At 59.9% G+C, this 21,786-nt stretch carries 20 protein-coding genes; 8 read left to right on the top strand and 12 right to left on the bottom strand.

All coding sequences use genetic code 11. The features are described from left to right. Positions 1-12: 12 nt before the first annotated feature. The 4 genes from ACIQAL_RS20130 to ACIQAL_RS20115 all read left to right on the top strand — a co-directional run bounded on the left by ACIQAL_RS20130 (position 13) and on the right by ACIQAL_RS20115 (position 6,672). Positions 13-1,077 (top strand): imelysin family protein, encoded by a 1,065-nt coding sequence (locus ACIQAL_RS20130; RefSeq protein WP_401148689.1) that lies wholly within the window; start codon positions 13-15, stop codon positions 1,075-1,077. Between the two features lies 1 nt (position 1,078). Continuing rightward, positions 1,079-2,176: a DUF1513 domain-containing protein gene (locus tag ACIQAL_RS20125; RefSeq protein WP_401148686.1), complete on the top strand. Its 1,098-nt coding sequence runs from the start codon at positions 1,079-1,081 to the stop codon at positions 2,174-2,176. Between the two features lie 278 nt (positions 2,177-2,454). Next, positions 2,455-3,606 carry an efflux RND transporter periplasmic adaptor subunit gene (locus ACIQAL_RS20120; RefSeq protein WP_401148683.1) on the top strand — a complete coding sequence of 384 codons (1,152 nt, stop codon included), beginning with the start codon at positions 2,455-2,457 and terminating at the stop codon, positions 3,604-3,606. Positions 3,607-3,633: 27 nt separating this feature from the next. Further along, a complete protein-coding gene (locus ACIQAL_RS20115; RefSeq protein WP_401148680.1) occupies positions 3,634-6,672 on the top strand; it encodes a multidrug efflux RND transporter permease subunit in 3,039 nt (1,012 codons plus the stop codon). Between the two features lie 58 nt (positions 6,673-6,730). Here ACIQAL_RS20115 and ACIQAL_RS20110 read toward each other — a convergent pair whose 3' ends face one another. From ACIQAL_RS20110 to colR, 5 genes are all read right to left on the bottom strand, one after another. Then, positions 6,731-6,958 carry a hypothetical protein gene (locus ACIQAL_RS20110; RefSeq protein WP_166596506.1) on the bottom strand — a complete coding sequence of 76 codons (228 nt, stop codon included), beginning with the start codon at positions 6,956-6,958 and terminating at the stop codon, positions 6,731-6,733. Then, positions 6,955-7,674: a lipopolysaccharide kinase InaA family protein gene (locus ACIQAL_RS20105; protein ID WP_401148676.1), complete on the bottom strand. Its 720-nt coding sequence runs from the start codon at positions 7,672-7,674 to the stop codon at positions 6,955-6,957. The genes ACIQAL_RS20110 and ACIQAL_RS20105 overlap by 4 nt, the downstream gene beginning before the upstream one ends. Positions 7,675-7,678: 4 nt before the next feature. After that, positions 7,679-8,347 (bottom strand): class I SAM-dependent methyltransferase, encoded by a 669-nt coding sequence (locus ACIQAL_RS20100; protein ID WP_341962339.1) that lies wholly within the window; start codon positions 8,345-8,347, stop codon positions 7,679-7,681. Positions 8,348-8,554: 207 nt separating this feature from the next. Further along, positions 8,555-9,835 (bottom strand): HAMP domain-containing sensor histidine kinase, encoded by a 1,281-nt coding sequence (locus ACIQAL_RS20095; RefSeq protein WP_166596503.1) that lies wholly within the window; start codon positions 9,833-9,835, stop codon positions 8,555-8,557. Then, positions 9,825-10,508 (bottom strand): two-component system response regulator ColR, encoded by a 684-nt coding sequence (gene colR, locus ACIQAL_RS20090; RefSeq protein WP_166596502.1) that lies wholly within the window; start codon positions 10,506-10,508, stop codon positions 9,825-9,827. Before colR ends, ACIQAL_RS20095 begins: the two co-directional genes overlap by 11 nt. A gap of 231 nt (positions 10,509-10,739) precedes the next feature. On the opposite strand from colR, the gene ACIQAL_RS20085 reads away from it, so the two are divergent. Next, entirely contained in the window at positions 10,740-11,483 is a 744-nt protein-coding gene (locus ACIQAL_RS20085) for a phosphatase PAP2 family protein (protein WP_401148674.1), read from the top strand. A gap of 128 nt (positions 11,484-11,611) precedes the next feature. Here ACIQAL_RS20085 and groL read toward each other — a convergent pair whose 3' ends face one another. The 5 genes from groL to ACIQAL_RS20060 form a co-directional block, all read right to left on the bottom strand. Then, positions 11,612-13,255 (bottom strand): chaperonin GroEL, encoded by a 1,644-nt coding sequence (groL, locus tag ACIQAL_RS20080; protein ID WP_166596500.1) that lies wholly within the window; start codon positions 13,253-13,255, stop codon positions 11,612-11,614. A gap of 51 nt (positions 13,256-13,306) precedes the next feature. Then, entirely contained in the window at positions 13,307-13,600 is a 294-nt protein-coding gene (locus ACIQAL_RS20075; RefSeq protein ID WP_133749662.1) for a co-chaperone GroES, read from the bottom strand. Positions 13,601-13,853: 253 nt separating this feature from the next. Beyond that, positions 13,854-14,351: an FxsA family protein gene (locus ACIQAL_RS20070; protein WP_401148670.1), complete on the bottom strand. Its 498-nt coding sequence runs from the start codon at positions 14,349-14,351 to the stop codon at positions 13,854-13,856. A 65-nt stretch (positions 14,352-14,416) separates the two neighbouring features. After that, a complete protein-coding gene (locus ACIQAL_RS20065) occupies positions 14,417-15,148 on the bottom strand; it encodes a HugZ family protein (RefSeq protein ID WP_401148668.1) in 732 nt (243 codons plus the stop codon). 290 nt (positions 15,149-15,438) lie between these two features. Beyond that, positions 15,439-16,446, bottom strand: a complete 1,008-nt coding sequence (locus tag ACIQAL_RS20060) for a DUF481 domain-containing protein (RefSeq protein WP_166596497.1) — start codon at positions 16,444-16,446, stop codon at positions 15,439-15,441. Positions 16,447-16,645: 199 nt separating this feature from the next. On the opposite strand from ACIQAL_RS20060, the gene ACIQAL_RS20055 reads away from it, so the two are divergent. Beyond that, a complete protein-coding gene (locus ACIQAL_RS20055; protein WP_166596594.1) occupies positions 16,646-16,975 on the top strand; it encodes an MGMT family protein in 330 nt (109 codons plus the stop codon). Between the two features lie 42 nt (positions 16,976-17,017). Next, a complete protein-coding gene (locus ACIQAL_RS20050; RefSeq protein ID WP_401148665.1) occupies positions 17,018-18,577 on the top strand; it encodes an AmpG family muropeptide MFS transporter in 1,560 nt (519 codons plus the stop codon). A gap of 344 nt (positions 18,578-18,921) precedes the next feature. Here the strand turns inward: ACIQAL_RS20050 and ACIQAL_RS20045 are convergent, their stop codons facing one another. Continuing rightward, the gene (locus tag ACIQAL_RS20045) at positions 18,922-19,779 is read right to left on the bottom strand and encodes a mechanosensitive ion channel family protein (protein ID WP_401149293.1); all 858 of its coding nucleotides are present in this window, start codon (positions 19,777-19,779) and stop codon (positions 18,922-18,924) included. A gap of 151 nt (positions 19,780-19,930) precedes the next feature. Then, on the bottom strand, positions 19,931-20,416 hold the full coding sequence (locus tag ACIQAL_RS20040; protein WP_341962329.1) for a YajQ family cyclic di-GMP-binding protein: 486 nt from the start codon (positions 20,414-20,416) through the stop codon (positions 19,931-19,933). 369 nt (positions 20,417-20,785) lie between these two features. On the opposite strand from ACIQAL_RS20040, the gene ACIQAL_RS20035 reads away from it, so the two are divergent. Beyond that, positions 20,786-21,706, top strand: a complete 921-nt coding sequence (locus ACIQAL_RS20035) for a putative 2-dehydropantoate 2-reductase (RefSeq protein ID WP_401148662.1) — start codon at positions 20,786-20,788, stop codon at positions 21,704-21,706. Positions 21,707-21,786 lie beyond the last annotated feature (80 nt).

Below are 21,786 nucleotides of genomic sequence, written 5' to 3'. Positions count from 1 at the left end.
AAGGAGCCGGACATGTTCCGTCCCAAGCTGTTGTTCACCAGCCTCGCCGCGCTCGCGCTGGGTGCCTGCACGCCATCGGACCCACAGGCCGTGACGTCCGCTGCCATCGCCAAGCAAGTGATCCTGCCGACCTACAGCCGCTGGGTCGATGCCGACCGGCAACTGGCCGTGAGCGCGCTGGCGTTCTGCGAAGGCAAATCCGACCTGGACACCGCCCGCGCCGACTTCCTTCACGCGCAAAAAGCCTGGGCCGAATTGCAACCACTGCTGATCGGGCCGCTCGCCGAAGGTAACCGTTCGTGGCAGGTCCAGTTCTGGCCAGACAAGAAGAACCTGGTCGGGCGTCAGGTCGAGCAACTGGTCACCGCGCAGCCGCAGATCAGCGCCGACGCCCTGTCCAAATCCAGCGTCGTGGTTCAAGGCCTTTCGGCCTACGAATACATTTTGTTCGACGCTGAGATCGACATGGCGACCGCCGAACAGAAAGCTCGTTACTGCCCGCTGCTCACTGCCATTGGCGAACGCCAGAAGTCGCTGGCCGAAGACATCCTCACCAGCTGGAACAGCACCGACGGCATGCTCGCGCAGTTGAGCAAGTTTCCGAACCAGCGCTACGCCGACTCTCATGAAGCCATTGCCGAATTACTGCGCGTGCAGGTCACAGCCCTCGACACCTTGAAGAAGAAACTCGGCACGCCGCTGGGCCGTCAATCCAAGGGTGTGCCACAGCCGTTCCAGGCGGAGGCATGGCGCAGCAAGGCGTCGTTGAGCAGCCTGCAAGCGAGCCTGGCGAGCGCCGAAACCGTGTGGGCGGGCGTGGACAACAAGGGCCTGCGTGGCCTGCTGACTGCCGAACAAAAGCCATTGGCCGACAAGATCGATGCGGCGTATGCCGAGAGCCGCAAACAGTTGGCCGCCCTGAAACCGCCGTTGGCAGATCTGCTGGCCTCCGAGCAAGGCCGTCAGCAGTTGAACGCGTTCTACGACAGCCTCAACGCGGTTCATCGCCTGCACGAAGGCGAGCTGGCCAAGGCGTTGGGCATTCAACTGGGTTTCAATGCCAACGATGGTGACTGATATGTTGCGACGTCAGGCCCTTGCCCTCGGCAGCCTTGTGCTCAGCGCCTGCACGCTGGGCGGCTGGACGCTGTTCAAGAAGAAGGGCGAAAGCCCGCTGCTGCTCTCTGCCCGTGACGATGCAAACGGCCAGCACTATGCCGTGGGCTATCGCGTGGACGGCACGCAGGTGTTCGCCACCCACGTCGCCCAGCGTTGCCACGACATCATCAATCACCCTGAGCTGCCCATCGCGCTGTTCGTTGCCCGACGTCCCGGCACCGAAAGTTATTTGATCGACCTGCGCGACGGACGTCTGTTGCAGACCCTCACGTCCCGACCGAACCGACACTTCTACGGCCACGCCGTGGTCCACAAAAGCGGCGACTGGCTGTACGCCACCGAAAACGACACCACCGATCCGGGGCGCGGTGTGTTGGGGGTCTATCGGTTCGTTGGCGAACGTCTGGAACACGCGGGCGAAATCTCCACCCACGGCATCGGGCCGCATCAGGTCTCATGGATGCCCGACGGCGAAACGCTGGCGGTGGCCAACGGCGGGATTCGCACCGAAGCGGAAAGCCGCGTCGAGATGAACCTCGATGCCATGGAGCCGAGCCTTGTGCTGATGAAACGGGACGGCACGCTCTTGAGCAAGGAAACCTTGTCGCAGCAGATGAACAGCGTGCGGCACATGGCGATTGCCACCGACGGCACGATTGTGGCGGGTCAACAGTTCATGGGGCCCTCTCACGAATCCGCAGAACTGCTGGCAATCAAACGACCGGGGCAGCCGTTTCAGGCGTTTCCGGTGGCTGATCAACAGCTGCAAGCCATGGCGCATTACACGGCCAGCGTGGCAATCCACAACGATTTGCGTCTCGTAGCCTTAACGGCGCCGCGTGGCAATCGTTTCTTCATATGGGACCTGGACAACGGCACCGTGAAGCTCGATGCACCGCTTCCCGATTGTGCTGGGGTCGGGGCGGTGAAGGACGGGTTTGTCGTCACGTCCGGCCAAGGGCGTTGCCGGTTCTATGATTGCCGTCAAAGCACACTGGTGCCCCAGCCGTTGGAGCTGCCAGCGGGGTTGTGGGACAACCATTTGCATTTGGTTTAGGGATTGGCTCGCGGGCCATACATGGATGCCCTTTCGGGCCCATCGCGGGCAAGGTGGAGCGCCACCCCGGTCGCTCCTACATTTCTTGCAACGTGCCATGGCCTGATGGACCGCGTTGGTAGGCTTGGTGCTCTACGCAACATCGTGTGGTTCAGCCCAAAGGCTGCGAGCTCGGTCCATCAGAATGCGGTACGTTGCAACAAGTGTAGGAGCGACCGGGGTGGCGCTCCACCTTGCCCGCGATAGGCCCGAAGGGCTTCAAAATAAGGAAGTGGAATATGTTGCGTCGCCGCATGTTGATCATGCTGGGAATAGTGTTGATCGTGGTCCTGGCCCTGGGCGGGTACAAGGCGTTTTCGGTCTACAAACAGATCCAGCAATTTACCGCCCCAAAACCTCCGATCAACGTGGCGGTCGCCGTCGTGACCGAGCAGGCGTGGCAGAATCGCCTGCCCGCCATCGGCAGCCTCAAAGCCTTGCAGGGCGTGAACCTGAGCCTCGAAGTGGCGGGCACGGTCAAGGCGTTGCAATTCGAATCCGGACAAAAGGTCAAGGCCGGTCAACCGTTGCTGCAACTCGACAGCGACGTGGAAAAAGCCCTGCTGGGCACCGCCGAAGCCGACCTCGGGCTGGCCCAGGTGGATTACGGGCGCGGCAGCAAGCTGGTGGGCGATGCGGCGATCTCCAAAGGCGATTTCGATAAGCTCGCCGCCACCCAGAAAAAAGCCGCCGCGACGGTCGCACAACTCAACGCCTCGTTGGCCAAGAAACGCATTCTCGCGCCCTTCAGCGGCACCATCGGCATCCGTCAGGTGGACGTCGGCGACTACCTCGCCAGCGGCACCGTCATTGCCACGTTACAAGACTTGAGCAGCCTCTACGTCGATTTCTTCGTGCCCGAACAGGTCCTGCCGAAACTGGCCCTCGGACAGCAGGTGCAGGTCAGCGTCGGGGCCTACCCCGGCAGCACGTTCAACGCCAGCCTCAGCGCCATCAATCCCAAGGTGGAAGACGCCACGCGCAATGTGCAGGTCCGCGCTAGCCTGCCCAATCCCGACAGCAAGCTACTGCCCGGCATGTTCGCCAATCTGCAAGTGCTGCTCGGCCAAGACACCCGCGAATTGGTCGTGCCGGAAAGCACCATCACCTACACGCTGTACGGCAACTCGGTGTTCGTCATCGTCCCGAAAAAGAACGCCGACGGGCAACCGGAGAAGACCGCCAAAGGAGAGCAGCAACTGGCCGTGGAGCGGCGCTTCGTCGAAACCGGCGAGCGGCGCGGCGGCCTGGTGATCATCCGCAAAGGTTTGAAAACGGGCGAGCAAGTGGTGACCGGTGGCCAGCTGAAACTGGACAACGGCGCGAGCGTCGCCATCAGTGCCGATCCGGCAGCCCCCGTCGAACAGAGCGGCCAACCCAAGGTTGACTGACCCTGGTTGATCGTCGAAGGAGCTTGCATGGCATTTACAGACCCGTTCATCCGTCGCCCCGTCCTCGCCAGCGTGATCAGCCTGCTGATCGTGCTGCTGGGGTTCCAGGCGTTCAGCAAACTGACCATCCGCCAGTACCCGCAGATGGAAAACGCCTTGATCACCGTGACCACGGCGTACCCCGGTGCCAACGCCGAAACCATTCAGGGCTACATCACACAACCGTTGCAGCAAAGTCTTGCAAGCGCGGAAGGCATCGACTACATGACCTCGGTCAGTCGTCAGAACTTCTCGGTGATTTCCATCTACGCGCGTATCGGCTCCAACAGCGACCGCCTCTACACCGAGCTGCTGGCCAAGGCCAACGAGGTGAAGAACAAGCTGCCCCAGGACGCCGAAGACCCGGTGCTGACCAAAGAGGCGGCCGACGCCTCGGCGCTGATGTACATCAGTTTCTACAGCGCGGAGCTGAACAACCCGCAAATCACCGATTACCTGTCGCGGGTCATTCAGCCGAAGCTGGCGACCTTGCCGGGCATGGCGCAGGCGGAGATCCTCGGCAATCAGGTGTTCGCCATGCGCTTGTGGCTGGACCCCGTGAAACTCGCGGGCTTCGGCCTCACAGCCAACGACGTCACCGACGCCGTGCGCAAGTACAACTTTCTCTCTGCGGCGGGCGAAGTGAAAGGCGAATACGTGGTCACCAGCGTCAACGCCACTACCGACCTGAAATCCCCGGAAACCTTCGCGGCCATCCCGCTCAAGACCGTGGGCGACAGTCGCGTGCTGCTGGGTGACGTGGCGCGGGTGGAAATGGGTGCGGAAAACTACGACACCGTCAGCTCGTTCGACGGCACGCCCTCGGTCTACATCGGCATCAAAGGCACACCCAGCTCCAACCCGCTGGACGTGATCAAGGAAGTGCGACGGATCATGCCGGAGCTGGAAAGCCAGTTGCCGCCGAGCCTGAAAGCCTCCATCGCCTACGACGCCACGCTGTTCATTCAGGCGTCGATCCACGAGGTGGTGAAAACCCTGATCGAAGCGGTGTTGATCGTCATCGTCGTGGTGTTCCTGTTTCTCGGGGCTTTGCGTTCGGTGCTGATCCCGGTGGTGACGATTCCGCTGTCAATGATCGGCGTGCTGTTCTTCATGCAGATGATGGGCTACTCGATCAACCTGCTGACGCTGCTGGCCATGGTGCTGGCGATTGGCTTGGTGGTGGACGACGCCATCGTGGTGGTGGAGAACATCCATCGCCACATCGAAGAAGGCAAAACGCCGCTCAACGCTGCGCTGGAGGGGGCTCGGGAAATCGCCATGCCGGTGGTCTCGATGACCATCACGTTGGCGGCGGTATACGCACCGATTGGTTTTCTGGAGGGGCTGACCGGGGCGCTGTTCAAGGAGTTCGCGCTGACCCTCGCGGGCGCGGTGGTGATTTCCGGCGTGGTCGCGCTGACCCTCTCGCCGATGATGTGCGCCGTGCTGTTGCGCCACGACGAAAACCCCAGCGGGCTCGCCCACAAGCTCGATCAGATTTTCGACGGCCTGAAAGTGCGCTATCAGCGGGTGCTGCACGGCACGTTGAACACCCGACCAGTGGTGATCGTCTTCGCGGTGCTGGTGCTGTGCCTGATCCCGGTCTTCCTCAAGTTCAGCCAGTCGCAACTGGCGCCGGACGAAGATCAGGGCATCATTTTCATGATGGCGACGTCGCCCCAGCCGACCAACCTTGACTATATGAACACGTACACGGACCAGTTCATCAGCATCTTCAAGGCGTTTCCGGAGTATTACTCGTCGTTCCAGATCAACGGTTTCAACGGCGTGCAGACCGGCGTCGGCGGTTTCCTGCTCAAGCCGTGGGATGAACGCAGCCGCACGCAAATGCAGCTCTTGCCCGAAGTGCAGGCAAAGCTCGAAAGCATCACCGGTTTGCAGATTTTCGGCTTCAACCTGCCATCGCTGCCGGGCACCGGTGAGGGGCTGCCGTTTCAGTTCGTGATCAACACGCCCAATGATTACGCCGCCCTGCTTGAGGTCGTGAACCGGATCAAGAAACGGGCGACCGAGTCCGGCAAGTTCGCGTTTCTGGACCTTGATCTGGCCTTTGACAAGCCGGAAGTAGTGGTCGACATTGACCGCGCCAAGGCCGCGCAGATGGGCGTGTCGATGCAGGATCTGGGCGGCAGCCTGGCGACGTTGCTGGGCGAGGCGGAAATCAACCGTTTCACTATCGACGGTCGCAGTTACAAGGTCATCGCTCAGGTGGAGCGGGCCTATCGCGACAACCCGCAATGGCTGTCCAACTACTACGTGAAAAACGCCGAAGGCACGATGCTGCCGCTGTCGACGTTGATCACCGTCAGCGACCGCGCACGACCGCGTCAGCTCAACCAGTTCCAGCAGCTGAACTCAGCGATCATCTCGGGCTTCCCGCTGGTGAGCATGGGGGAAGCCATCGAGACGGTCCGGCAGATCGCCAGCGAAGAAGCCCCGGCCGGTTTTGCCTACGACTACGCAGGGGCATCGCGGCAGTTCGTGCAGGAAGGCAACGCGCTGTGGGTGACGTTCGGGCTGGCACTGGCGATCATCTTCCTGGTGCTGGCGGCGCAGTTCGAGAGCTTCCGCGACCCGCTGGTGATTCTGGTGACGGTGCCGCTGTCGATCTGTGGGGCGCTGATTCCGTTGTTCCTCGGGATTTCGACACTGAACATCTATACGCAGGTCGGACTGGTGACGCTGATCGGTTTGATCAGCAAACACGGTATTCTGATCGTGGAGTTCGCCAACCAATTGCGGCGTGACAAGGGGTCGAGCGCGCGCGAGGCCGTGGAGGAAGCGGCGGCAATTCGTTTGCGTCCAGTGTTGATGACAACCGCGGCGATGGTGTTCGGCATGGTGCCGCTGATCCTCGCAACTGGCGCCGGTGCGGTGAGCCGTTTTGACATCGGCCTGGTGATCGCGACGGGGATGTCGGTAGGAACGTTGTTCACCCTGTTTGTGCTGCCGTGTGTCTATACGGTGCTGGCGGGAAAGGAGGACGCGAAGGCACCCGCGTAAATAGCCAAAGCAGAAAAAAAGCCCCGAATGATCGGGGCTTTTCAGTCAGAGGGTGATTTCAATGCTGCGGCCCCGTCCCTTGTGCCAAACCGAACATCAGCAACAGCAGGTCGTGATCCGGGCGTACGGGCGAAGCGGCCTTCGCCACCCGCGGCAAAGGGCAGCGCCCCTCACCGTGTACCGCGCTCAGAATCTGGGCCTTGGGTTGCTCCCAGGCAGCCATGGCGATGGACGTGATGCCCAGCGCCCCGACCAAAAACAAACCTCGCGCCAGTTCTAACTTCATCGATCTAAACCTTTGATGGGGCTGCCAAACGCCGTCTCGTAAAAGTAGACGAGCTTGCTCCAATCCGCTGATGCAAACGACGAATGGCGACGCAGTTGTTTCATGTCGTGTTGTGCGGCGCCGTAGGCGGTCAGACGCTGACGGCACTTCTCCAGATCGATCAGCGCGACTTCGGGCCTGGCATTGGCGCCCTCGCCCACCACACGCACAAAAACGTGCTTGATATAGATGCAACTGTGTTGCCAGCGCCCTTTATGCATGCGCGCCAGATTGACAGCCAGTTCCTTGAGCATCTGCTCGTAAACAGCCTCGCCGTACTGCTCGCGCCCACCGGCCTTGAGCCAGTTCTCGAACTCGTCGAACCCGTCCAGCGACGCCGTCACCAACAGCGCACGCCATTCGTTGTTCTCGTCACGTTCGGCGCCACAGAACACCATGCGCGGGACGCTGACGTTCAGTTGTCGCAGCCCTTCCAGCGCGTCCCGCTCGCGCAACACCGTCGGACGGCCGAACGGATGCCGCCAACTGCGGTAGATGTGACCGACTTGCCGTTTGACGTACAGCAGCCGACCGTTCTCCGAAACGACGCGTTGCACGCCACTCTCACCACCACGGCGGACATTGGGTTCTTCCACCCAGTCACCTTTGGTATTCCAGAAATAGGCGAAACGGTCCTTGGCGGGAAGGGTCAACTCTGCTGCAAAATCCACGGCCATCCTGTTACCTCTTACGTAATAGATACACACGCCACATGGCGTACAACGGCAGGAAATCCAAGCGTTCCTGAACGCGAAATCCTGCCTTCTCGAATTCGGCTTCCACTGTGGCTGCCGGTAACACGAAGCGGTTCTGGTAGCCCTCCTGCTGGCGGGTACTTTCTGCACGCTTGCGCTTCCAGGCTTTGAAATTGCCGTCCACCCAGAGTGAAATGATCACGCTGTCGCGGGTCACACGATGAAACTCTTTCAACAACACCGCTCTGTCTTCGGCCTTGCCGATGTGATGCATCAGGCGCATGCAGAAAATGCTGTCGACGGCGTTATCTGGCATGTCGATGGCGAATGCAGATGTCTGCAAGGGTCGTACCCGTTTCACCACGTCGGCCGGTTGTGACTCGCACGCCGTCTTCACCATCGAGGCCGAATTGTCGGCGCCGATGATCACCCGATTGGCTTTTTCAGCCAGCACGGGCCAGAAACGACCCGCGCCACAGGGAAGGTCCAGCACAAGACCCGGTTCTCCCGCGAGGGCCAGCGCATGCCTTGCCAGCTGTTTGTCGCGACGATCTGACAACCGCCGCGCTAATCCGTCCCGATGTTTGTGCAAATATTTTCTGGCGTGTGCGTCGTCGTATTTGCGCGAGAAATCTAATTCTATCCGCTTGCTCATGGCTGTATCTCCGTAAGGTGATGCAGCCAAAATTAAGTGGATTTACGTCATCGTCAGGTCACCATGATGTGAAAAAAACGTGCCTTTCTGTGCGCAAATGTTACGAGGTTTTTCCAGAAGATGGGCTAGCATAGGGCCATAACTCGCCAAATCGCAGCAACATTTACATTGTCTATATATTGCTGCGCAATTATTCATCTGACGCGATCAGCCTTTTGCCTTGCCGAAATCGACGCTGAAACGGCAGCCGTTCGGCTCCATCGTATCGAGGCTGACGGTCCAGCCCTGGTTCTCGCAGATGCGCTGCACCAGTGACAAACCGAGCCCCAGCCCTTCACCGCGTTTTTCGCTTCCGCGCACGAATGGCTGGAACATTGCCTCGCGTTTTTCCTCGGGAATACCGACGCCGGAATCCTCCACCGTGAAGCCGTTGGGCAACAACGTCAGACGAATGAACCCATGGTCGGTGTAATGCAGCGCGTTGCGCAGGAGGTTACCCATGACCGCATACAGAAACGTCGCGTTATGAGGCGTCTGCGAGGCGGCCTCAGGGTGATACTCCAGCAGCAACCCCTTCGCCTCGATTGGCTCACGCCACAGCGTCAGCAGCTGTTGCGCGGCACCCTGCAGCGACAGCTGGGGATTCATGCCAGCGTCGTCACGCTGTGTGCGGGCCAGCATGAGGAACGTCTGGACCAGGTCGCGCATTTCTTCGCACGCACGCCCCACCCGCTCGACCTGCGCACGGGCGCGTTGATCGAGGGCCGGATTTTCAAGCAGCAGTTCGCAGGAACTGGCGAGCACCATCAGCGGCGTGCGCAATTCATGGCTGACGTCGCTGGTGAACATCCGCTCGCGGGTCAAGGCATCGCGCAGACGCCCCAACGTGGCGTCGAAGGCCACGGCCAGTTCACCGACTTCGTCGGCGGCGTAATCAGGGGCTAGCGGCGGGGCGAGCCCCAGCAGTTGATCACGATGACGCACCTGACGCGCCAATCTCACAACCGGCGCCATCACCCGACGCGCCAACACCCAGCCGAGGAAAATCGCTAACGCCAGTGCCAGTACGAAGCCCACCAGCACAACGGCGAACAGCACGCGCTCGCGCTCTTCGAAGTCGCTCTGGTCTTGCAGCAGTACGTAATGGCGGCCGTCGACCACTTCGACCATCGCGTGATACGACAGCGGCCCTCGGAACACCTCGTGAAAACCGGGCTCCAGATGACGCAGGTCCTTGGGCAACTCGAAATCCCCCGGGCCGCCGCTGAAATAGAACAGCTGATCGGGCTCGGGCCGGTGGCTCCAGTCCTCGACGCTGTCCATCAACAACAGGCGCGTCAGGTCGCCGCCCAAGCCTGCCGAAATCAGCTTCTCTTCAACCAGGTGCACCGTCGCGACAATGCCCATGGCGAACGAGCCGGCCACCAGCGCGCTCATCAGCGCAAAGGCGATGATGATCCGCTGGGCAAGGCTCTGCTTAAACTCCATCGCGGCCCTCGGCCAGGCGATAACCGACGCCATGCACCGTTTGCAGCAGCGGCTTGTCGAACGGTTTGTCAATCACCTGGCGCAATTGGTGAACGTGGCTGCGCAGGCTGTCGCTGTCCGGGCAATCATCGCCCCACAACGCTTCTTCAAGGACTTCGCGTCGCAGCACGTGAGGGCTTTTCTGCATCAGCACGGCCAGCAGTTTCAGCCCGACGGGGTTGAGTTTGAGCATCCGGCCTTCGCGGGTCACTTCGAGGGTGTCGAGGTCGTAGATCAGGTCCGCGACCTGCAAGGTCCGGCGACCACCGCCCTGCGCCCGCCGCAGTACGGCTTCGATGCGTGCGGCCAGTTCAGAGAGCGCGAACGGCTTGAGCAGGTAATCGTCGGCGCCGGAGCGGAAGCCCTGAAGACGGTCGTCGAGCTGATCCCGGGCCGTGAGCATGATCACCGGTGTGTCGCGGCGGGCGTCTTCGCGCAGGCGTTTGCACAGGGTATAGCCGTCGATGCCCGGCAGCATGATGTCCAGCACAATCAGGTCGTAGTGTTCGGTTGCAGCGAGGTGCAGCCCGGACAGCCCGTCTTGCGCGCAATCGACGGTGTAGCCCTTCAGGCCCAGATAGTCCGCCAAGTTGGCGAGGATGTCGCGGTTGTCTTCAACCAGCAGAATTCTCATGGGTGCATGTCTCTATATGCGGTTGTCGGCATGACCCGGACGGTATCGAAATACTTGAGTAATGGGTCAGAGTTGGCGGCAGCTTAAGGCCAAGTTCGCTCAAGGGCCAGCGCCACTGCACATAACGTTTTTTTCACTCCTGATTCACAGCTCGGCGACAGGCCAGCGCACAGACTCCCAAACGCTTTCGGTCCACCCTCGTTTTTTCCTTGCCATCACACGGGATTCACCATGTCTGAAGTCTTCGAACGGCCCGCCTCGCGCCCGATCAACCTGTGGGTTTATCTCGGCATTCCGGCTGTGACCGCCATTGCCTTGCTGTTGCTGGAGCTGACATCCCTGGACATGGACATTGCCAAGCTGGCGTACGACCCGGCCGCGGGCGGGTTCATTGGCAAGCACAGCTATTTTCTGGAAAACGTCCTGCATGATCGCGCCAAGCAGGTGGTGATTGCGCTGGGGGTGCTGTCGTTCGTGGGGTTTATCGCGTCGTTCTTCGTGGGACGGCTGAAACCCTGGAAACGGGAGCTGGGCTGCATGGTCCTGTCGATGGCGCTGTCGACCAGCTTCGTCACGCCCGTCAAGGTGGTGACCTCGGTGCAATGCCCATGGAGCCTGACGGAGTTCGGTGGTCAGGAAACTTACAGCGAGCTGCTCAGCCCTCGCCCTCCTACCGATAAGCCAGGCCGTTGCTGGCCCGGTGGTCACGCTGCGACAGGCTTCACGCTGTTCGCGCTGTTCTTCGTTTTCCGTGATCGCAAGCCGCGTCTGGCCAAGGCGGGTTTGATCTTCGCCTTTGGATTGGGAACGGTGTTCTCAGTGGGGCGGATGCTGCAGGGCGCCCACTTCTTTTCCCATAACATCTGGACGGCAGTGTTCTGCTGGTTGATTTGCCTAGGGGCCTATTACGCGGTGTTGTACCGACCGATGGGCAAGAAAGAAAAAGTGGTCGAAGGGGTAGGGGTTTCTGGGTAGGTAGGCTCTGAATTCTTACTCTGATGCCCTTCGGGCCTGATCGCGGGCATCAGAGTTGCGATCTAAAGCCAAACACCCATAAAAAACCCCGCCGAAGCGGGGTTTTTGTGCATCCGGGTAAGGCTGGCTTACATCATGCCGCCCATACCACCCATGCCGCCCATGTCTGGCATGCCGCCGCCAGCTGGTTTGTCTTCTGCCACGTCAGCGATCATCGCTTCGGTGGTGATCATCAGACTGGCAATCGAGGACGCCGCTTGCAGAGCAGAGCGAGTCACTTTGGCCGGGTCCAGGATACCCATTTCGATCATGTCGCCGTATTCGCCGGAAGCCGCGTTGTAACCGAAGTTACCCGAACCCTGCTTGACCTTGTCGACCACAACGCTTGGCTCGTCGCCGGAGTTGGCAACGATCTGACGCAGTGGCGCTTCAACAGCGCGACGCAGCAGCGCGATACCGACGTTCTGATCAGCGTTGTCGCCGCGCAGTTCGGAGATCGCTTGCAGCGAACGAACCAGCGCAACACCACCGCCAGGCACCACGCCTTCTTCGACGGCCGCACGGGTTGCGTGCAGGGCGTCTTCAACGCGGGCTTTCTTCTCTTTCATTTCAACTTCGGAACCAGCACCGACCTTGATCACTGCAACGCCGCCCGACAGCTTGGCCAGACGCTCTTGCAGTTTCTCTTTGTCGTAGTCCGAAGAAGTGTCGCCGATTTGCTGACGGATCTGAGCGATACGACCGTCGATGTCGGTACGAACGCCAGCACCGTCGATGATGGTGGTGTTTTCTTTGTTCAGCACAACGCGCTTGGCATTACCCAGGTGTTCCAGGGTAGTGGTTTCCAGGCTCAGGCCGATTTCTTCGGAGATCACGGTGCCGCCGGTCAGGACAGCGATGTCCTGCAGCATGGCCTTGCGACGGTCGCCGAAGCCTGGTGCCTTGACGGCAGCGACTTTGACGATGCCACGCATGTTGTTCACAACCAGCGTCGCCAAGGCTTCGCCTTCAACGTCTTCGGCAACGATCAGCAGTGGACGGCCAGCTTTTGCAACGGCTTCCAGGACTGGCAGCATTTCGCGGATGTTGGAGATCTTTTTGTCGACCAGCAGCAACAGCGGGCTGTCCAGCTCGGCCACCATAGTGTCCGGCTTGTTGATGAAGTACGGGGACAGGTAGCCGCGGTCGAACTGCATGCCTTCGACGACGGACAGCTCGTTTTCCAGACCCGTGCCTTCTTCAACGGTGATAACGCCGTCTTTGGTCACTTTTTCCATGGCTTCGGCAATGATGTCGCCGATGGAGTTGTCAGAGTTGGCCGAGATAGTGCCGACCTGAGCGATGGCTTTGGTGTCGGTGCAAGGCTTGGACAGCTTCTTCAGCTCAGCAACGATGGCGATGGTCGCCTTGTCGATGCCGCGCTTCAGGTCCATCGGGTTCATGCCGGCAGCGACGGCTTTCAGGCCCTCATTGACGATGGCTTGAGCCAGAACGGTCGCGGTGGTGGTGCCGTCGCCAGCGTCGTCGTTCGCACGGGAGGCAACGTCTTTGACCAGCTGCGCGCCCATGTTTTCGAAACGGTCTTTCAGTTCGATTTCTTTGGCGACCGATACACCGTCTTTGGTGATCAGCGGAGCGCCGAAGCTTTTCTCGATAATGACGTTACGGCCTTTCGGGCCCAAGGTCGCTTTGACGGCGTCGGCCAGGACGTTTACACCAGCCAGCATCTTTTTACGGCCAGCGTCGCCGAATTTAACTTCTTTAGCAGCCATGATCGTTATTCCTTAAATACTTTGTAGTAACGGGAAATGCGGGGTATCAACTCAGCCTTCGACGACCGCGAGAATTTCGTTCTCGCTCATCACCAGCAGGTCTTCGCCGTCTACTTTCACAGTGTTGCTGCCGGAGTAAGGGCCGAACACCACTTTGTCACCCACTTTCACGGCCAGCGCACGTACTTCACCGTTGTCCAGGACGCGGCCAGTACCGACGGCGATGATTTCGCCACGGTTTGGTTTCTCGGCAGCCGAACCCGGCAGAACGATACCGCCAGCAGTCTTGGTTTCTTCTTCGCTGCGACGGATTACGACGCGGTCATGCAGAGGACGAAGCTTCATTGTCGATCTCCTAATTATGGTTTTTGAACGCCCGATGTTGGCACCGGGTGGTTAAAGCATCCGGGCTTGCCGGTTGCGGTTCGCAGGCGAACCGCAGAATACGGTCTGACGAAATGCGCCAGAAACCTTGCGGTGACCCATACATAAGGGCGAGCAAGCTGATTACAAGGCTCACCCGAGAAATTTTTTAAGCAGAACGCGGTCACGAAAATGCACACGGCACCCGAAGGTGCCGTGGCGATGGAGAACGAAATCACTTTTTATCGACTGGCTCGTACTCGCCTTCGATGACCTCTCCTTCGATCACCTCAGGTTGCCGGGCGCCCGGACGGCCAGCACCCGGGTGCATCGAACCCGCAGAACGCAAATCGTCGGCGAACGCACGCTGGCGACTGGCCGACGCCTCGGCACGCTGGCGCACCTTGCTCACCAGCAGCCGACGGGTAAACGGCATCAGGCAGATAAGCCCCAGCACGTCACTGATAAAACCGGGCAGAACCAGCAGGCCGCCGCCGACCGTCATCATCAGACCGTCCATCATCTGCTGCGCGGGCAATTCGCCCCGCGCCAGACTTTCACGAGCCCTCATGGCTGTCGCGAAGCCCGCGACCCGTACCACGAAAATCCCGAGCATGGACCCGGCAACGACCAGCAGGAAGGTCGGCAAAAAGCCGATCGACATCCCGACTTTCACCAGCACGAACAGCTCAAGCACCGGAAAAAGCAACAAAAGCAGTAGAAAAGCGCGCATCAAATAGTTTCCTCAACGGAAGTAGGCTTCCAGTAGACACTAGGTGAAGTCGCAAAGTCGTTAATTCAAGCTTCTTCGGCTTCAACGGTCGGCCATTTTTCAGCGTGAGCCAGTTGAACCAAGGCTTGGCGGACTTGTGTCGGCGTATTACAAGGTTCAGCGAACGGCAACCAGTACAGGCTCTGCCCGATGCGCAGGTGCATGCCTTCGCTGTCGATGCCCACCAGAACAGCCGGTTCGGTATGGGGCAACCCGGCCAGCTCGACGTAATGGGCGATGGCCTTGGTGTGGTCATCGTTCATGTGCTCGACCATGCCGGTTTCTGCCGCACCTGCGAACGGGTTGGCCAGCGCCACGTCGTCCAGCCAGTGAATCGCGCCAAAGCCGCCGATGTAGCGATAGCGCACAGGGTTCAGCACCCAGAAATCGAAATCGTGGGCGCGGTGGTAGCTTTCCGACTCGGGAAAATAGCGGTAATAGCGCTGGGCGGCGGCGTCGATGGCGGCTTCGTCGGTGAGTTTCTGCCCTTCGGCCATGACCGTCACGCGGCCCACGGACTGCACGTCTTCGGCTTCGCGCTCGCCCACGATCATCGAGCACTTGGGATCGAGTTGCAGGTTGTGGGTGTGCTGAGCGATGCGACTGATCAGGATCAGCGGGCGACCCTGGTCGTCCAGGCAGTACGGCACCACGGAGCCAAACGGGTAACCGGGCATCGACTTGGAATGTGTCGAGAGCACGCCGCGATATTCCTTCAGCAACAATGCTCGGGCTTGCCGGTTGGCTTTGGTGCTCATGGTGGGGCTCCTGAAATCAAAATACAGAGGGCGCGCAGCGATGCGCAGCGGATGAGCCACACGATAATCGTTATCGCTGAAGGGTGCCAGATTGAGGAGACGTGACGATTTTGCGGGTTTTTTGCGTAATTTTTTTCAGGAGCGCTCAGGACCTGTAGGAGCGAATTCATTCGCGAGACGGCGGCCCAGCCGACACATTTGCATCGCCTGCACACTCTTTCCCGAATGAATTCGCTCCTACAGGGTTCGCACCCCGATACACGGAGCCCGTCAGCTATATATAGAAACCGTTACCAGGCCACACCGAAACCGGCGGTATACCGGGTCTTGTCCAAGTCACCATCGTCGGAGCCGCTGATGATGTTCTTCTCGGCCTTGACGTTGAGCGACGCCCACTCGGTGACCTTGTAGCGCAGGCCCACTTCGGTATCGAGGCTGTAGTCCGCAACGCCGCTGATGGGTTTGCCGACTTCGCCGTTGGTGAAGAACTCGACTTTCTTGCCGATCAGGTAGCGGTTGTAGTCCCACGTGCCGGAGATCGAATAGAAATTGTCTTTCTCGCCGTTTGAATATTCGTAATCCGTGCGGTTCAGCAGCGTGCCGACCTTGAACGCACCGAGTTCGTCATCCCAAAACTGATAACCCGGACCCGTACCCACTGTGCGCTGACTGCGCAAATCCTCGATGCCGTCGTGTTTGTAAGTCACACGACCGTCCCAGAACCACTTGTCCGTAATAAAGCGGTCGAGGGAGTACTCGGCGCTCCAGTTGTTGGTCGTGGTGAGTTCGTCCTGGGTTTCGCGGTTGTACTCGCCTTTGGCGTTATGACGCCAGCGGCCATGACTCGCGGTGGTCTTGAAGTCGATGTTGTAGTCGTCGGTGTCCTTGTCCGCGCGCTGGAAGTCGAGGGCCGCATCAATGTTGCCCTTCCACACCAGATCGGTCACCACCGGCTTGGGCTTCATGATCTGCTGGATGCTCGCGAGGTCCACGGTCTTCGGCGCATCGCCGTTCGCCAACGTGACCTTGCCATCGTCGGCGGCATGCAGCGACTTGGAAATCTCGCCGGTATACGCGTCCTGCTTCACCAGCAGATGCTGATCGCTTTCCAGCGTCTTGACTTCTTTCCAGTCCAGCGGAATATCGCCTGCATATTTGGTATTGAGCAGCAGCTTCCCGCCGTCGAAGACCTTGATGGTCCCGGTCAGCTTGTCACCGTTCTTCAACCAGACGGTATCGGCGAGCAAAGGGGTGGAAGCGCTGGTAATGGCTAGGCACAACAGGGTTCTGGACAACATAAGCAACGACAGGGCTCTGGTTGGCGGAAAATCGGGCATTATCCCTCGGGACAACATCGAGGCAATCCGTGGACCGCCGGCACAGGTATCACTGACCGTAGGAAATTTCCTGAGTTCCTTTACGAAAATTCCCACTGGTCCTTTAAACAGGAACGAATACGTGAACGAACACACCTCCCTCTCGGCAGACCCCACCGGCATGACTTCTTTAGAGGCCCGGCGGACGGCGCTCTACCTCACCTTGCATCAAGTACCGGAAGGCAAGGTGGTGAGTTACGGCCAGTTGGGCGATCTGGCGGGTTTAGGACGAGCGGCACGTTTCGTGGGGCGAACCTTGAGCCAGCTACCAGACGGCAGCACCCTGCCCTGGCATCGCGTTGTCGGCGCAGGCGGAAAGCTCAGTTTGATGGCGGGAACGGTGTCCGGCGAAGAGCAGCGGGCGCGTTTGCGGGCGGAAGGCGTGACCATCCGTAACAATCGTGTGGATATGGAGCGTCATGGCTGGCGTCCGACAGAGCACAACGGTTAGAGTGCGCGCTTTGTTTACGTAAACTGAGGCAGATTCCAGCCCATGCCCCGCAAAACCTGGCGCGCCGCGCTCGCCGTCTATGCCAGTCCCTCGACATTCGTGCTGTTGTTGCTCGGCTTCGCAGCGGGCATGCCCTACATGTTGGTGTTCTCCACCCTCTCGGTCTGGCTGCGTGAAGCCGGTGTCGCCCGTGAAACCATTGGCTACGCGAGCCTGATTGGCCTGGCGTATGCCTTTAAATGGGTGTGGTCGCCGCTGCTCGATCAATGGCGCCTGCCATTACTGGGCAAACTGGGCCGCCGACGCTCCTGGCTGGTGCTCTCTCAGACGCTGGTGACCCTGGGCCTGATCGGCATGGGTTTCTGTGACCCGCAGCAGCATCTCTCCTGGCTGATCGCGATCGCCGTGCTCGTGGCGTTTTCGTCCGCGACCCAAGACATCGCCATTGACGCCTATCGTCTCGAAATCGCCTCCGAAAGCCAGCAAGCCACGCTGGCCGCCAGTTACATGGCGGGCTATCGCGTCGCTGCTCTGCTGGCGACTGCGGGTGCGCTGTATTTCGCGGAAGGTTTCGGCTCCACCGGCTTTGCGTACAAACATTCGGCCTGGACCGGCACTTACGTGCTGTTTGGCCTGCTGATGCTGCCTGCGCTCATCACCACGCTGATCATGCGCGAACCCGCCGTTCCGCTTCGCACGCAGCTGTCAGCGGCTCGCTACGGCTTTGCGCATCAACTGGCCTCGGTGTTCGTGCTGATCATCCTGCTGGTGTCCGTCCCGGCGATGTTCACCCAGCTGTACAACACCGATTTCGCCAGCGTGCTGTTCAAGGACGCCACGTGGAAGACCCTGTTGATGGAAGACCGCGCTTTCCTGCGCGCCATCCTCTACACCCTGCTGACCGCCGCGTGCCTGTCGTCGATGGGCCGTCGCGGCCTGGCGCCGGTGCTGACGCCGATCAACGACTTCATCCTGCGTTATCGCTGGCAGGCGTTCCTGCTGCTTGGCCTGATCGCCACCTATCGCATGTCCGACACGGTGATGGGCGTCATGGCCAACGTGTTCTACATCGACCAGGGCTTCACCAAGGACCAGATTGCCAGCGTCAGCAAGATTTTCGGTCTGGTGATGACGCTGGTGGGCGCGGCGTTTGGCGGTCTGGCCATCGTGCGCTTCGGCATCTTGCCGATCCTGTTCATCGGCGGTGCGACGTCAGCGGCGACCAACCTGCTGTTCCTGATGCTGGCCGACATGGGCCCGAACCTGAAGATGCTGATCGTCACGATCTCGCTGGACAACTTCAGCTCGGGCCTGGCGACTTCGGCGTTCGTGGCGTACCTGTCGAGCCTGACCAACCTCAAGTTCTCGGCCACCCAATACGCCCTCCTCAGCTCGATCATGCTGCTGTTGCCGCGTTTGATCGGCGGGTATTCCGGGGTCATGGTCGAGAAGCTGGGGTATCACAACTTCTTCCTTGCCACTGCCGTGATGGGCGTCCCGACTTTGTTCATGATTGCCCTGCATTGGGCGCAGGAGCTGCGCAAGGAAAAGCCAGAGGAAGAAGAGAAGCCCGCCGAGGCGCCAGCTCCCGAGCGGCCATAACAGCTCACCTGGCTCAGCCCCCACACCTAGCGACATACACTGCTTCTGCCCAACGCGCATGGTAACTGGCCTTCACCGCTTCTGGCCGGAGGCCGTAGGAGCTGGCTTGCCTGCGATCTGGCGCGAAGCGGCAGCAAATTCGGTATATGAGGTGTGCGTGATACAACGAAGGTGTTCGGTTTTACTGCCGCTTCGCAGCAGATCGCAGGCAAGCCAGCTCCTACGCCTTCGGCAGAAGCAGTACGGCGTCAACTCAAGAGTCGTGTATCAACTCCCATGGACAGAGCCCAACAAAAAGCCCCGATCGCTCACGCGTCGGGGCTTTTGTCTTTCAGCGGTGGGTATCAACGCTGAGCGGTCACTTCCTGCTGCTGGTCTTGCACCACACGAATCACCCGTTGCGGAAACGGGATGTCGATGTTGGCGGCACGCAGACGGTCGCGAATCTCGGCGTTGAAGCGGTTCGACACTTCACCGAAGTCGCCGGTCTTGGTCCAGACCCGCAGCGACACCGTGATCGAGCTGTCACCCAATGCGGCGACGACAGCCTGGGGTGCCGGGTCTTGCAACACGCGCGGGTCGTCCGCCATTTCCATCAACACACCCAGCGCCTGCTTGAGGTCGGCTTCGTAGTCGATGCCCACGTCGAAGGTGATCTTGCGGGTCGGCTGACGGTTGGTGTTGGTGATGATGCCGTTGGACAGGTTGCCGTTGGGCAGGATGACCGTCTTGTTATCGCCGGTGCGAATGATCGTGTGGAAGATCTGAATGCTGTCCACCGTACCCGCAACACCCTGCGCCTCGATCCAGTCGCCAATACGGAACGGACGGAACAGCAGAATCAGCACCCCGCCCGCGAAGTTGGCCAGGCTGCCTTGCAGGGCCAGACCAATGGCCAGACCCGCAGCACCGATAGCAGCCACGAACGAGGTGGTTTCGACTCCGATCATCGAGGCGACGCTGACGATCAGCAGGACCTTCAGAATGATGTTGCCCAGGCTGCTGATGAAGCCCTGCAACGCCAGGTCCACATGACGCAGCGCCAGCAGCGCGCCGACCTTCGAGGTGAGCCTGTTGATCAGCCACCACCCCACCAGCAACACGACGACGGCCAGCAGCACGCGGCTGCCGTACTGCATGACCATGGGAATCCAGGCTTGGGAAGCCTTGACCAGATGATCCACCTGGCCGTTCAAATCCAGATCCATTGATTGCTCCTTGTGGGCATGAAACGAAAGACTGAGGCGACAACACTTTCGGGCGGCGTCGCCTCACGTGACCTGCATTCGGACGCGCACAAACCTTTCAGGTTCCTGCGCGGCCGTAAAATGCACAGCCGGAGCTGAAGAAGGATCAGTCGCGGAAGTTGTTGAATTGCAGCGGCATGCCGAACTCGTGGCCGCGCAGGGCCGCGATGGCTTCCTGCAGATCGTCACGTTTCTTGCCGGTCACACGCACTTGCTCGCCCTGAATGGCGGCTTGCACCTTGAGTTTAGCGTCCTTGATGTGAGCGACGATTTTCTTCGCCAACTCTTTGTCGATGCCTTCCTTGAGGGTGGCTTCCTGTTTCATCAGCTTGCCGGACGCGTAGGCATCCTTCACTTCCAGGCACTGCACGTCGATCTTGCGCTTGACGAGGGACAGTTTGAGGATCTGGATCATCGCCTCCAGTTGAAACTCGGCCTCGGCGGTCAGGTTCACGGTGAGTTCCTTTTCCTTGAACTCGAAACTGCCTTTGCCTTTGAGGTCGAAACGACGATCCAATTCCTTGATCGCGCCATCGACGGCATTCGTGACTTCGTGCTTATCCAGTTCGGACACTACGTCGAACGAGGGCATGTAGATTCTCCAATTGATACGGCGCGGCTCGACATGTTGAAGGAGCACGCCTGACTTGACGGTATGAAAGCCCGGTCATTATAACGAGACTTTTCCCACCTTCATGCGAGCTTGCGATGTCGTTTTGGTTTTTCCCTCTTCGACATTCCTCGTCCCGTGATGTGGAGGGTCTTCATAGGGCGCTCATCGCAAGTGCGCCACGCCTTCCAGACCCGACACAATCTCCCTGTGGGAGCGAATTCATTCGCGAGACGGCCTTACAGACGACACATCTACGTCGCCCGTCCTGTTCTTCGCGAATGAATTCGCTCCCACAGGGTCCCGTTCAACGTTCAACCAAAGCGTTTGTTCATGCCCAGTGAGAGTGCTGTGAATTCGATCCCCTGGCACATCCTCGGCGCAGGCAGCCTCGGCAGCCTGTGGGCCTCCCGACTGTTTCGCGCTGGCCTGCCGGTGCGTGTGATCCTTCGGGATGCAGCGCGTCTGGAGGCCTATCAGGCTAAAGGTGGCCTGACACTGAGCGAACACGGCCAGCGCCAGCGGTTCGAGGTGCCTGCGCAAACACTGGGCGACCCGGAGCCCATTCACCATCTGTTGGTGGCGTGCAAGGCCTACGACGCCGAACGGGCAGTGGCCAGTATCGCCGCCCGACTCGCGTCTGGCGCCAAAGTGCTGTTGCTGCAAAACGGTCTGGGCAGTCAGCAAGCAGTGGCCGATCTTCTGCCTCACGCGCGCTGCATCTTCATCTCCAGCACCGAAGGTGCCTTTCGTGATGAAGACTTCAGCGTGGTATTCGCCGGGCAAGGTTTCAACTGGCTTGGCGATGGTCGCTCAAGTGACGCGCCTGACTGGCTGGCAACGCTCGCGCGCGCCGGGATTCCGGGCGAATGGACCCCGGATATCCTCCCGCGGCTGTGGCGCAAGTTGGCGCTCAATTGCGCCATCAATCCGTTGACCGTTTTGTATGACTGCCGGAACGGTGAGTTGCGGCATCACGCCAACGAGGTGAAGGGGCTGTGCGACGAGATGGTCGTGGTGTTGCAGCGCTGCGGTCAGTCGCTAGCCGCGGAGGGACTGCATGAAGAGGTTAACCGGGTGATCACAGCCACAGCGGCCAATTATTCGTCCATGTATCAGGATGTCGCGCAAGGACGCCGGACTGAGATCAGTTATTTGCTGGGATACGCGTGCAACGCTGCGATGCAGCACGGCATAGACGCTCCCCGGTTGAACGCCCTTCGCCAGCGACTGGTACGGCATTTGGCGTCCAGAGGTCTGCCCGGCGACTGAGCCCGACCTGTGGGAGCGAATTCATTCGCGAAAATCTGTCAGGCACCGGAGAGGTATCGCCTGTACCTCCCCTTCGCGAA

It is taken from the genome of Pseudomonas sp. NPDC088368 (assembly GCF_044753445.1).
GTDB lineage: Bacteria > Pseudomonadota > Gammaproteobacteria > Pseudomonadales > Pseudomonadaceae > Aquipseudomonas > Aquipseudomonas bambusae.
The sequence above is the reverse complement of the archived record's forward strand: the minus strand, read 5'-3'. Positions and strand labels throughout refer to the sequence as shown.